The sequence below is a fragment of the Glycomyces dulcitolivorans genome, assembly GCF_003265355.1.
Taxonomy (GTDB): Bacteria; Actinomycetota; Actinomycetes; order Mycobacteriales; family Micromonosporaceae; genus Glycomyces; species Glycomyces dulcitolivorans.
The window spans coordinates 4,873-17,423 of the sequence record NZ_QFRW01000065.1 but is presented as its reverse complement, the minus strand read 5'-3'; the positions used below and the strand labels follow the sequence as shown (position 1 = coordinate 17,423).

Genomic DNA, 12,551 nt, shown 5'->3' with positions numbered 1-12,551 from the left:
GGCGAGGACGGCGGCGCACCGCCGGGCCCACGCGACGAGGCGGGCGCGCTCCTCGGGGGCGGCGCCGGGACCGGTGAGGACCGCGATCGTCTCGCCGCCGCTGGTCGCCCACGCGGCGACGGGCGCGCGCAGCGGGTCGTCGACTTCCGCTGCGCACGTGTCGAACTGGAGGGTCTCGGCGACGACGGCCTCGCGGACGGCCTCGGGTTCGCCGGTCGCGACGATCACCGTGGCCGGGCCGTCGGAGGGGAGCCCGGCCGAGCGCATCAGGTGCTCGTCGGCGCGGCCCTCGCGCAGCGCGGTGACGAGTTCGACGTGCGGGGCGGGGCGCTGGGACGGGTCGTCGAGTTCGAGCATGAGCAGGGCCGACAGCTGCTCGGCGACGAGGCGCCGCTCGGGCGGCCACCGGGTGTGGTCGTCGCCCACGACCAGGAACCGTCCGGTGTGGATGGTCGAGCCGATGCCGAACACCGAGTAGCAGCGGTGCCGGTCGATGGTCACCTTCTGCGGCAGGCGCTCTGCGGCGTGCGCCCTGGCGACGATCGCGGCCCGCTCGTCCTCGCCGAGCTCCAGGCTCCCGCGCAGGGCCCGCCCGGTCGGCGACAGCACCAGGCACTCCATGCCCAGTTCGCGGTCGATGAGTTCGAGGATCTGCCCGATCCCGTCAGCGGCGATGAGGCGCCGGTGCCGGTCCAGGAGCGAGGCGAGGTCCCCCGAGCGCCCCGCGGAGAGGCGCTGGACGATCCGCTCGGTGATCTCGGCGAACGCGACGTCGGCGTCGACGGCGAACAGCGGCAGGTCGTGGCGGGCGCACGCGTCGACGAGGTCGAGGGGCACGGTGTGGAACTCGGGGTGGTCGCCCGCGCCGAGCGCGGTCACCCCGGCGGCGGTCAGGTTGCGCACGAACGCGTCCGAGTCCCGTTCGGCCCGGCGCCACATCATCCCGGTGAGCACCAGCTCGCCGCCGGACAGGTACCGGCGCGGGTCGCGCAGGTCGGTCGGCACGACCCAGCGGACCTCGCGGTCCAGGTGGTGCTTGCCCGAGACCAGGGTCAAGCCGAGTTCGGGCATCTGGAGCAGTGAACGGAGTCGCATGGTGGCCCCCAGGGGGTCCGGCCTTCGCAGGCGGGTTCGGGACGCGGTGATCGTGGAGGGCCTGTGCTGCCCCTACGGCCACCATAGCCCCGCGCACGATCCGACTTTGGACGATCCTCCAGCATTTAACGGCCGGGAAACGAAGGTTTCATAGGCGGTGACAATGCCTTCTGCCTCGTGTTTCGGCTTCAATTGCCCGGCGCGGTCGCAAACCTGCGACCCTGAGGGGACACCGCGGAGAACCGGACGTGAACGGGAGGCGCCGATGTGGACGCTCGGAGGGTTCAACACGGCGGACCCGGAGACCGCGACGGGGGTCCTCACGGCCTGCTGCGCGTCGCGCGGCTGGGCCGAGAAGGTCGCCACCGGGCGGCCTTACGGCTCGCTCGTGGCGCTGAAGTCCGCCGCGCTGGCCGGGTTCGACGAGCTCGACGACGCGGAGGTCGCCGTCGCCCACGCCGCCCACCCGCCCATCGGGAAGCCCAAGCCGAGCGAGGGCACCGAGGCCGAGTGGTCGCGCGGCGAGCAGTCCCGGGCCATGACCGCCGCCGAGTCGGTGCGGGCCGAACTCGCCGACGCCAACGCCGCGTACGAGCATCGCTTCGGGCGCGTGTTCCTCATCTGCGCCACGGGTCTCACCGCCGAGGAGATCCTCGTCGAGGCCCGGCGGCGCCTCGCGAACGACGACCCGACCGAGCGCGCCGAGTCCCGCGCCGAACTGCGCAAGATCGTCGCCCTCCGCCTCGACAAGGCCTTCGGGGAGGACCGGTGAGCACCGTGTCGTCCCACGTCCTCGACGCCGTCAACGGCCGCCCCGCCGCCGGGGTCCACCTGACGCTGACGCGCCGCGAAGGCGACGGCGCCTACGCCGTCGTCCACGCCGGCCGCACCGACGCCGACGGCCGCGTCGGCGGCTGGCACACCGAACCGGGACTCCACCGGCTCCGCTTCGACACCGGCGACTGGTTCGCCGCCCAGGACGTCGACACCTTCTATCCCGAGGTCGAGATCGCCTTCCGGGTCGCCGACGGCCACCACCACGTCCCGCTCCTGCTGAGCCCCTTCGCCTACTCAACGTACCGAGGCAGCTAGATGACCACACCAGCACCAGGGTTCACGTTGGGCCCCAACAGCTACGGCAAGTCCGGCGTCCGGCTCGTCCGCGTCGACCGCGACACGCCCCGCCACGCGATCCGCGACCTCACCGTGCACACCGCGCTCTCCGGCGACTTCGACGCCACCCACTACACCGGCGACAACACCGGGGTCCTCCCCACCGACACGCAGAAGAACACCGTGTACGCCTTCGCCAGGGACGGCATCGGGACCGTCGAGGCCTTCGCCGAGCGCCTCGCCCGGCACTTCGTCGACACCACCCCCTCCATCACGCACGCCCGCGTCCGCATCGAGGAGCACCCGTGGACCCGCGTCGGCGACCACTCCTTCTCCAGCGGCGAAGGCGGCGAACTGCGCACCGCCGAGGTCAACTACGGCGGCGGGGCCGCCGCGGTCACCGCGGGCGTCCGGGACCTCCTGCTGCTCAACACCACCGACTCCGAGTTCGGCGGCTTCCTGGTGGACGAGTACACGACCCTCCCCGAGACCGAGGACCGCATCCTCGCCACCGCCGTCACGGCGGCCTGGGACTACGCGACCGTACCCGCCGACCCCGACAAGACCTTCCACGCTGGGAGGACGGCCCTCCTCGACGCGTTCGCCGGCACCTACTCGCTCTCGCTGCAACAGACCCTCTACGCCGTCGGCGAGCGCATACTGAAGACGGTCCCCGAGGCGGGCGAAGTGCGCCTGTCCCTGCCGAACCGGCACCACTACCTGCAAGACCTCGGGCGGTTCGGCCTCGACAACCCCGGCGTGGTCTTCCAGGCGGGAGACCTCCCGTACGGGCTCATCGAGGGCACGGTCCGAAGGGAGGCGCAATGAGCAGCGTCGCGGCCCCGGCCCGCTTCGGCTTCCACCGCCCCGCAGCGGTCGACGAGGCCGTGCGGCTCCTCGCCGAGCACCCCGAGGCCGTCCCGGTCGCCGGCGGCACCGACCTCATGGTCGCCGTCAACTACCGGCACACCCGGCCCGAGGCGATGCTCGACCTCACCGGCCTCGCCGAACTGCGCGAATGGACCGACGAAGGCGACTCGGTCCGGATCGGCTCGGGCGTCCCGTACGCGCGCATCACCGCCGAACTCGCCACGGTCCTCCCCGGCCTGGCCGCGGCCGCCCGCACCGTCGGCTCCCCGCAGATCCGCAACCGCGGCACCCTCGGCGGCAACCTCGCCACCGCCTCCCCGGCCGGCGACGGCCACCCGCCGCTCCTCGCCACCGGCGCCACGGTCGAAGCCGTCTCCGTCGACGGCACCCGCACGATCCCGATCGGCGAGTTCTACCTGGGCCCCAAGCGCTCCGCGCTCAAACCCGGCGAACTCATCACCGCCGTGACCGTCCCGAAAGCGACCGGCCCGCAGCAGTTCCTGAAGGTCGGCACCCGCAACGCGATGGTCATCGCCGTCTGCTCCTTCGCCCTCGCGCTCGACCTCGACACGCGCCGCCTCGGCACCGGCATCGGCTCCGCAGGACCCGTCCCGCTCACCGCCCCCGACGCCGAACGGCTCGACCTGCCCTGGACCGACCCCGCCCGCTTCGACGACGCGCTCGCCGCAGAGTTCGGCCGCCGCGTCGCCGCCGCCGCACGCCCCATCGACGACGTCCGAGGCACCGCCGCCTACCGACGCCACGCCCTCGCCGTCTGCGCCGCCCGCGCCCTGCGCCGCGTCTGGACCGCCGCCCACGAGAGGACCGGCCGATGAACCCCACCGACCCCGCCCGCGCCGCACGCCCGAGGAGTCTCCGATGCGCGTGACGATGCACGTCGACGGCGCCGAGACCGCCGCCGAGATCGACCGGCCCGGCGAGAGCCTCCTGTCCACGCTCCGCGACCGGCTCGGCCTCACCGGCTCCAAGAACGCCTGCGAGCAGGGCGAGTGCGGATCCTGCACGGTCCTCCTCGACGGCGCGCCCGTCTGCGCGTGCCTCGTGGCGACCGCCCAGTGCGAAGGCCGCGAGGTGAAGACCGTGGTCGGCGCCGTCCCGCGCCCGGTCCGCGACGCGTTCGTGCAGTGCGGCGCCGTCCAGTGCGGGTTCTGCACCCCGGGGCTCCTCGTCTCGGTCGCCGACCTCCTCGACCGCGAGCCCGACCCCACCGACCCGGAGATCCGCGAGGCCCTCGCCGGGAACCTGTGCCGCTGCACCGGCTACGAGAAGATCATCGACGCCGTCCACACGGCCGCCGCCGCCTTGGCGGGTGAGCCCCGATGACTCACTGCATCGCCCCACCTCCTTCCAAATCCACTCCGAGGACGCCCCCAAGCGTGCCCACCGGGTGTGACAATTTGACCCCGGAGCGTGCCCGATGACCGCACTCGTGATCGAGAACACCTACATCGCCGCGGTCGACGCCGCGGGCACCGAACACGACTCCGGGCACGTCGTGGTCGAGGACGGCGTCATCACCGCCGTCGGCCCCGGCCCCGCCCCGCATGTCGAAGGCGCCCGCCGCGTCGACGGCTCCGGCTGCCTCGCCACCCCCGGCCTCGTCAACACCCACCACCACCTCTACCAGTGGGCCACCAGGGGATACGCGACCGACCACACCCTCTTCGAATGGCTCGTCGACCTCTACCCGACCTGGGGCCGCCTGCGCCCCGGCCACGTCGCCGCCGCCAACACCGCCGGCCTCGCCTGGCTCGCCCTCTCCGGGTGCACCACCGCCGCCGACCACCACTACGTCTACCCCGACGGCCAGGCCGCCGAGCTCGTCGACGTCCAGATCGCCGCCGCCGCGCGCGTCGGGGTCCGGCTCCAGCTCGCCCGCGGGTCCATGGACCGCGGCGTCTCCGACGGCGGCCTGCCGCCCGACCGCATCGTCGAGGACCTCGACGCCGCCCTGGCCGCCACCGCCGAAGCCGTCGACCGCCACCACGACCCCTCGCCGGGGTCGATGCTGCGCATCTCGGTCGCGCCGTGCTCGCCGTTCTCCGTCTCCACCGAGCTGCTCCGCGAATCGGCGGCGCTGGCCCGCGACAAGGGCGTGCGGCTCCACACGCACCTGTGCGAGACCGTCGACGAGGCCGAGTTCTGCGCCGAGGTCCACGGCTGCGACCCGGTCGAGTACATGGACCGGGTCGGCTGGATCGCCCCGGACGTGTGGCTCGCCCACGCCGTGCACCTCGACGACCGCGCCCGGGCCCGCCTCGGCGCGGCCGGGACCGGGGTCGCGCACTGCCCGTCCTCCAACGCCCGCTTGGGGACCGGCCTCGCCGACGTCCCGGGCATGCTCGCCGCGGGCATCCCGGTGGGCCTGGGCGTCGACGGCGCCGCGAGCCAGGAGGCCGGGCACCTGGGGGAGGAGCTGCGGCAGGCGGTCTACACCGCGCGCCAGCTCCACGGCCCGCACTCGATGAACGCGCGCACCGCGCTGCGCCTGGCCACTTCCGGTGGCGCGCAGGTGATCGGCCGCGACGCCGAGATCGGCTCGCTCGAAGTCGGCAAGCAGGGCGACCTCGCCCTGTGGGACCTGACCGGCCTCGGCCACGCCGGGATCGCCGACCCCGTGGCGGCCCTCGTCCTCGGCCCCGCCGCGCCCCTGCGGCTCCTGGCCGTCGCCGGGAGCACCGTGGTCGCCGACGGCGAACTGCGCACCGCCGACACCGAGACGCTCGCGAAGGACCTCGCCGCCGCGAGCGCCGACCTGAGGGAGGCACGAGATGCCTGAACCCGTAGAGACTCCGACCCCGCCGCAATGGGCAGCTGGCGGGGTCGGGCAATCGCCCATTCGCCCTGACGCCGAGTCAAAGGTCAACGGCTCCTTCGACTACGCCTCGGACCTCGCCTTCGAAGGAATGCTCTGGGGCCACACGCTCCGCAGCCCCCACCCGAAGGCCCGGATCCGGTCGATCGACACCGCCGCGGCCCGCGCGCTCCCCGGCGTGGTGGCCGTCCTCACCGCCGCCGACGTCCCCGGGAAGCTCCACTACGGACTCATCGAGGCCGACCAGCCGGTACTCGCCCCCGGCGAGGTCAACTACCAGGGCGAGGCGGTCGCGATCGTCGCCGCCGAGACCCTCGACCTCGCCCGCCGGGCCGCCGAGCTCGTCGCCGTCGACTACGAGGTCCTCGAACCGCTCTGCGACGCAAGCAAAGCCGTCGAGGCGGGGGAGTTCTTCCGCTACCAGCCCGTGCGCGTCGGCGACCCCGACACCGCCGAAGCGGCCGTGGTCGTCGCCCGCGAGTACGAGGTCGGCATGCAGGACCAGGCGCCGCTCGGCCCCGAATCCGGCGTCGCAGTCCCGGCCGACGGCGGCCTCGTCCTCCACGTCGCGACCCAGTGGCTCCACTCCGACCTGGAGCAGATCGCCCCGTGCCTCGGCCTCGAACCCGAGCGGATCCACATGGCCATGGCCGGGATCGGCGGCGCGTTCGGCGCCCGCGAGGACCTGTCCGTGCAGATCCACATGGCGATGCTCGCCCTGCGCACCGGCCGGCCCGTGAAGATGATGTACGACCGGGCCGAGTCCTTCCTCGGCCACGTGCACCGCCACCCCGCGCGGATGCGGTACGAGCACGGCGCCGACGCCGAGGGCCGCCTCGTGTACGTCAAGGCGCACATCGTCCTCGACGGCGGCGCGTACGCCTCCACCTCGGAGGCCGTCGTCGGCAACGCCGCGTCGCTCGCCGTGGGCCCCTACAAGGTCGAGCACGTCGGCGTCGACGCGTGGGGCGCGCGCACCAACAACCCGCCGTGCGGGGCGATGCGCGGCTTCGGCGGCGTCCAGACCTGCTTCGCGTACGAGTCGCAGATGGACGCCCTCGCCGACGCGCTCGGCCTCGACCCCTTGGAGATCCGCCGCCGCAACTCCCTCGCCCAAGGCGACCAGCTCATCACCGGCCAGGTCGTCGAGGCCTTCGATCCCGCCAAAGCCGAAGACGGGCGGCCGTTCTCGCCGCTGCGCGACCTCCTCGGGCGCTTCGACGACATTCCCGTCCCGGCCGTCCCCGCCGGGCGCGACATCGTCGAACTGCCCGGCGGCACCGGCAACACCACCCACGGCGAAGGCGTGCGCCGCGGCGTCGGCTACGGCGTCGGCCTCAAGAACATCTGCTACTCCGAGGGCTTCGACGACTACTCGACCGCGCGCGTGCGCCTCGAACTCGTCGACGGCGAACCCGTCGCGTACGTCCACACCGCCGCCGCCGAGGTCGGCCAGGGCCACTGGAACCTCCAGCAGCAGATCGCCCGCACCGAACTCGGCGTCGAACGGGTCGTCCTGCTGCCCAACGACACCAAGGTCGGCTCCGCCGGGTCCTCGTCGGCGTCCCGCCAGTCGTACATGACCGGCGGCGCCGTCAAGGCCGCGTGCGAGGCCGTCCGGGAGCTGTGGGCCGACCGCGACCTCGCCGACGGGCCCGTCGAGGCCACCCGCGTGTTCCGCCACCGCGCCACCAAGCCCATGGACCCCGTGACCGGGCAGGGCGAGAGCCACGTCCAGCTCGCCCTGTGCGTCCACCGCGCCACGGTCGACGTCGACGTCGAACTGGGCCTCGTCAAGGTCGTCGACCTCACCTGCGTGCAGGACGTCGGGAAGATCCTCAACCCCGTCGCGCTCGAAGGGCAGATCCACGGCGGCAGCGCCCAGGGGCTCGGCCTCGCCGTCATGGAGGAGATCGTCACCGACGAGGGCCGCGTCAAGAACGCGTCCTTCACCGACTACCTCATCCCCACGATCCTCGACATGCCCCCGATGCGGCTGCGCATCGTCGAGAACGCCGACCCCGACGCCCCCTACGGGCTCCGCGGCGCCGGCGAACCGCCGACGCTCTCGTCCACCCCCGCGATCGTCGCCGCCATCCGGGACGCCACCGGCCTGCCGCTCACCCGTGTCCCCGTCAGACCCGAGCACCTCACCGTCGGGAGGCCGTCATGAACACCATCGCCGCCGTGCTGCGCGCCTGGATGCGCGAAGGCCGCCCCTTCGCCCTCGCGTCCCTCATCGGGACCACCGGGTCCTCGCCGCGCCCGCTCGGCACCGCGCTCGCCGTCGACGGCCAGGGAGCGGCCGTCGGCGGCGTCTCCGGCGGCTGCGTCGAAGCCGCCGTCTACCTCCGCTGCCAAGAAGTCCTCGAAACCGGCACGCCCGCAATCGAATCCTTCGGGTACAGCGACGACGACGCCATCGCCGTGGGCCTCACCTGCGGCGGCACCATGGACGTTCTCATCGCCCGCGTCGAACCCGACGACGCCGCCATCGCCGCCGCCCTCGACGCGATCCTCGACGGCGAACCGGTCACCCTCGTGCGCGCCGCCGCGGGCGACCGCCTCGGCCAGGCCGTCGCGATCACCGCGCACGGCTTCTCGGGCCCGCTCGAACTCGGCGCGACCGACCTCCCCGCGGCCTCCGGGCGCACCGGCGAGTACGCCGTCGAAGTGCACACCCCGCCGCCGCGGCTCCTCGTCTACGGCGCCATCGACTTCGCCGGGCCGCTCGTCAGGTTCGCCAAGCAGCTCGGCTACCGGGTCACCGTGTGCGACGCCCGCCCCGTCTTCGCCACCGACACCCGCTTCCCCGAAGCCGACGAGGTCATCGTGGACTGGCCGCACCGCCACTTCGACACGATCACCGTCGACGCCGACACCGCGATCTGCGTCCTCACCCACGACGAGAAGTTCGACACGCCGCTCCTCGAACGCGCCCTCGCCTCCGCGGCCGGGTTCATCGGCGCCATGGGCTCGCGCGCCACCAACCGCGCCCGCCTCGCCCGGCTCCGCGACACCGGCGTCCCCGAGGCCGCACTCGCCCGGCTCAGGTCCCCGATCGGCCTCGACCTCAACGGCCGCACCGCAGAGGAGACCGCGCTGTCGATCCTCGCCGAGATCACCGCCGTCCGCAACGGCGCCGCCGCAGGCTTCCTCACCGAGGCCCGCGGCCCCATCCACCGCTGACCGACCGGCGCCGAGGACGCCGCACACCGACCCGACGACCGGCCTGCGTGACGGCCGACCGGCCGAGCGACGCGGGCCGCACCCGCGACATTCTGGTCGAACCGCGAACCGCGAACCGCGAACCGCGAACCGACAGCCGAGCGGACCGGTGACCGAACCGGAACGCCGAGAACCGAAGGAGCCGAAACGATGGTCCACATGTTCCTCAACGGAGGCGGCATGAAAGGCGGCAACCTCCACCACCTGATCGGCGGCGCGCCCTTCCTCGGACCCGCGACGACACTGCCGATCTACCGGCTCCACTCGGTCCCGCTCGACGGCGTCTCCGACGACCACCCGGCCCTCCAGACCGCGCCCGAAGGCGGCGGCGCCGCCATCACCGGCGAGCTCTACGACATCGACCTCGTCGTCCTGCGCACCTCCCTCCTGCCCGCCGAACCCCCGGACCTCGAACTCGGCGTCGTCGGCCTCGCCGACGGCACCGAAGCCTTCGGCATGCGCCTGCGGGACGACTGGGCCGACCTCCCCGGACTGGTCGACATCACCGCCCACGGCTCCTGGCGCGCCTACAGCGCCTCGAAGGCCGGAACGCCATGATGACCGACCCCTCCGACATTTCCGCGCCCGTCGTCTACGACCTGGTGCTCCGCTCCCGCCGCACCGTCCTCCCCGACGGCGAGCGGCCCGCTGCCGTCGCCATCGCCGGGGAGCGCATCGCCGTCATCGGCGACTACGCCGAGCCGATCCCCGCCCGCCGCACCGAAGACCTCCGCGACCTCGCCCTCCTCCCCGGCCTCGTCGACACCCACGTCCACGTCAACGAACCCGGCCGCACCGAATGGGAGGGCTTCGCCACCGCCACCCGCGCCGCCGCCGCAGGCGGCGTCACCACCCTCATCGACATGCCCCTCAACAGCCTCCCGCCCACCGTCGACACCGCCGCGCTCGTCGCCAAGCGCGACGCCGCCAAAGGCAAGACCTGGGTCGACACCGGCTTCTGGGGCGGCGCCATCCCCGGCAACGAGACCGAGCTGAAAGCACTCCACGACGCCGGCGTCTTCGGCTTCAAATGCTTCACGGCCCCATCGGGAGTCGACGAGTTCCCGCCCCTCGACCGCGCCGGCCTCATCCGCGCCTGCACCACCACCGCCGCCCTCGGCACCGTCCTCATCGTCCACGCCGAGAACCCCGACCGCCTCCGAGAGACCGACACCGCCCCCGGCTTCGACCGCTTCCTCGCCACCCGCCCGCCCGAAGCCGAGACCGACGCGATCCGCGACGTCATCGACGCCGCCAGGACCACCCGCGCCCGCGTCCACATCCTCCACCTCTCCGCCGCCGCGGCCCTCGACCAGATCCACCGCGCCCGACTCGACGGCGTCCTCATCACCGCCGAGACCTGCCCCCACTACCTCGCCCTCACCGCCGAACACGTCCCCGACGGCGCCACCGCCTACAAGTGCTGCCCGCCCATCCGCACTGAGGCCAACCGCGACGCCCTCTGGCAGGGCCTCGCCGACGGCCGCATCGACTTCGTCGTCTCCGACCACTCACCCAGCCCGCCCGGCATGAAGACCCGCGACTTCGCCACCTCCTGGGGCGGCATCGCCTCCCTCCAGATCGGACTCCCCGTCGTCTGGACCGAAGCCCGACAACGCGGGCACGGCCTCACCGACCTCGCCGCGTGGATGTCCCGCGGCCCCGCCGACTTCGCCGGCCTCCACCGCAAAGGCCGCATCGCCGCCGGAGCCGACGCCGACCTGGTCGCCTTCGACCCCGAACGCGAATGGACCGTCCGCGCCGCCGACCTCCACCACCGCCACCCCGTCACGCCGTACGACGGCCGCGCCCTCACCGGCGACGTCGTCGCCACCTGGCTGCGCGGCAAGCGCATCGACACCCAGGCCGCCCCGCGCGGCCGGCAGCTGAAGAGGAGCACCCGATGACCGACGACCAGGCCCGCACCGACGCCCGCTGGACGCTCCCCGACCTCGCCGCCCGCACCCTCGGCGGCGCCGTCCTCGACGCCAACGACGAATCCTTCGCCGAAAAAGAAAACCTCATCCGCCCCTACCCCGTCGTCCACGCCGCCCACACCTTCGGCGCCAAAGGCCAGCTCTACGACGGCTGGGAGACCCGCCGCCGCCGCACCGACGGCCACGACTGGGCGATCGTCCGCCTCGGCGTCCCCGGCGTCATCCACGGCATCGCCGTCGACACCGCCTACTTCACCGGCAACTACCCGCCCCGCATCTCCGTCGACGCCTGCCGCGCCGACGGCCACCCCGCCCCCGCCGACCTCACCGACTGGCAGCCCATCGTCCCCGAATCAGACGCCAAGGGCGACAGCCGCAACGAATACGACGTCGACGACCCCCACCGCTACACCCACGTCCGCCTCAACCTCCACCCCGACGGCGGCGTCGCCCGCCTCCGCGTCCACGGCACCCCCGTCCCCGACCCATCCGGCTTCGCCGACCTCCCCCTCGACCTCGCCGCACTCGCCAACGGCGCCACCGTCACCGGCGCCTCCAACGCCTTCTACTCCAACCCCGCCGGCGCGATCATGCCCGGCCTCCCCGCCAGCCAGGCCGACGGCTGGGAGACCGCCCGCCGCCGCACCCCCGGCCACGAATGGCTCGACGTCCGCCTCGCCGGCCGCGGCGTCGTCCGCATCGCCGAACTCGACACCACCCACCTCAAGCACAACGCCCCCGGCTGGGCCTCCATCGACGCCCACGACGGCACCGACACCTTCCCCCTCCTCGAACGCACCGCACTCCAACCCGACACGCCCCACCGCTTCGTTCTCGACAACGACCGACCCGCGACCGCCGTGCGGCTCAACATCTTCCCCGACGGCGGCATGGCCCGCCTCCGCCTCTACGGCCGCCTCACCCCCGACGCCCTCCACGACCTCGAAACCCGCTTCCGGGCCTGACCGAGCGGCGATATCCTCCCCGGATGGCACACCAGTCGCAGACCCAGGACCAGAGCAACGCCGCGGACTTCTTCCGCACCGAGATCCGCACCGGCCGCATCCAACGCGCCGAACCCTTCGCGAAGGCCCGCAAACCCGCCTACAAGCTCTGGATCGACTTCGGCGACCTCGGCGTCAAACGCTCCAGCGCCCAGATCACCGCCCGCTACACCCCCGACGAGCTCATCGGGCGCACCGTCGTCGCCGTCACCAACTTCCCGCCCCGCCAGATCGCCGACTTCATGTCCGAAGTCCTCGTCCTCGGCGTCCCGGTCCCCGGCACCGACGAAGTCGTCCTCCTCGCCCCCGACGCCGACGTCCCCATCGGAGCCCTCGTCTCCTGACCGGCCTGTTCACGCGACCTCCCGCAACCTCCAGGGCCGCCCGCGCGTTTCCCCTGTATCAAGCCGCCTCGCGGGCGCACCGAGCGCCCGGCGACCGCACCTGGAGTGTCCAATGACGAGCACA

13 protein-coding genes are annotated in these 12,551 nt (G+C 73.3%); 12 read left to right on the top strand and 1 reads right to left on the bottom strand.

The window, feature by feature from the left end; genetic code table 11:
• Positions 1 to 1,095: PucR family transcriptional regulator ligand-binding domain-containing protein (locus DI269_RS04860; RefSeq protein WP_198667157.1), on the bottom strand; the 1,095-nt coding region annotated here is incomplete at its 3' end.
• Between the two features lie 265 nt (positions 1,096 to 1,360).
• On the opposite strand from DI269_RS04860, the gene uraD reads away from it, so the two are divergent.
• The 12 genes from uraD to DI269_RS04800 all read left to right on the top strand — a co-directional run bounded on the left by uraD (position 1,361) and on the right by DI269_RS04800 (position 12,427).
• Positions 1,361 to 1,867: a 2-oxo-4-hydroxy-4-carboxy-5-ureidoimidazoline decarboxylase gene (gene uraD, locus DI269_RS04855; protein ID WP_112133989.1), complete on the top strand. Its 507-nt coding sequence runs from the start codon at positions 1,361 to 1,363 to the stop codon at positions 1,865 to 1,867.
• Positions 1,864 to 2,187: a hydroxyisourate hydrolase gene (gene uraH, locus DI269_RS04850; RefSeq protein ID WP_112133988.1), complete on the top strand. Its 324-nt coding sequence runs from the start codon at positions 1,864 to 1,866 to the stop codon at positions 2,185 to 2,187. Before uraD ends, uraH begins: the two co-directional genes overlap by 4 nt.
• The gene (pucL, locus tag DI269_RS04845) at positions 2,188 to 3,036 is read left to right on the top strand and encodes a factor-independent urate hydroxylase (RefSeq protein WP_112133987.1); all 849 of its coding nucleotides are present in this window, start codon (positions 2,188 to 2,190) and stop codon (positions 3,034 to 3,036) included. It begins immediately after the preceding gene.
• Positions 3,033 to 3,914, top strand: coding sequence for an FAD binding domain-containing protein (locus DI269_RS04840; RefSeq protein WP_112133986.1), 882 nt, complete (start codon positions 3,033 to 3,035; stop codon positions 3,912 to 3,914). Before pucL ends, DI269_RS04840 begins: the two co-directional genes overlap by 4 nt.
• Positions 3,915 to 3,957: 43 nt before the next feature.
• Positions 3,958 to 4,422, top strand: a complete 465-nt coding sequence (locus DI269_RS04835; RefSeq protein ID WP_112133985.1) for a (2Fe-2S)-binding protein — start codon at positions 3,958 to 3,960, stop codon at positions 4,420 to 4,422.
• A 94-nt stretch (positions 4,423 to 4,516) separates the two neighbouring features.
• Positions 4,517 to 5,878, top strand: coding sequence for an 8-oxoguanine deaminase (locus tag DI269_RS04830; protein WP_112133984.1), 1,362 nt, complete (start codon positions 4,517 to 4,519; stop codon positions 5,876 to 5,878).
• On the top strand, positions 5,871 to 8,087 hold the full coding sequence (locus DI269_RS04825; RefSeq protein WP_198667156.1) for a molybdopterin cofactor-binding domain-containing protein: 2,217 nt from the start codon (positions 5,871 to 5,873) through the stop codon (positions 8,085 to 8,087). Before DI269_RS04830 ends, DI269_RS04825 begins: the two co-directional genes overlap by 8 nt.
• Positions 8,084 to 9,103 carry an XdhC family protein gene (locus DI269_RS04820; RefSeq protein WP_112133983.1) on the top strand — a complete coding sequence of 340 codons (1,020 nt, stop codon included), beginning with the start codon at positions 8,084 to 8,086 and terminating at the stop codon, positions 9,101 to 9,103. Before DI269_RS04825 ends, DI269_RS04820 begins: the two co-directional genes overlap by 4 nt.
• 189 nt (positions 9,104 to 9,292) lie before the next feature.
• Positions 9,293 to 9,700: an allophanate hydrolase-related protein gene (locus DI269_RS04815; protein ID WP_112133982.1), complete on the top strand. Its 408-nt coding sequence runs from the start codon at positions 9,293 to 9,295 to the stop codon at positions 9,698 to 9,700.
• Positions 9,697 to 11,049, top strand: a complete 1,353-nt coding sequence (gene allB / locus DI269_RS04810) for an allantoinase AllB (protein ID WP_232822621.1) — start codon at positions 9,697 to 9,699, stop codon at positions 11,047 to 11,049. Before DI269_RS04815 ends, allB begins: the two co-directional genes overlap by 4 nt.
• Complete coding sequence (gene alc, locus DI269_RS04805; protein ID WP_112133980.1) at positions 11,046 to 12,044, top strand: allantoicase; 999 nt, start codon at positions 11,046 to 11,048, stop codon at positions 12,042 to 12,044. The genes allB and alc overlap by 4 nt, the downstream gene beginning before the upstream one ends.
• A 23-nt stretch (positions 12,045 to 12,067) precedes the next feature.
• On the top strand, positions 12,068 to 12,427 hold the full coding sequence (locus DI269_RS04800) for a tRNA-binding protein (protein ID WP_112133979.1): 360 nt from the start codon (positions 12,068 to 12,070) through the stop codon (positions 12,425 to 12,427).
• Positions 12,428 to 12,551 lie beyond the last annotated feature (124 nt).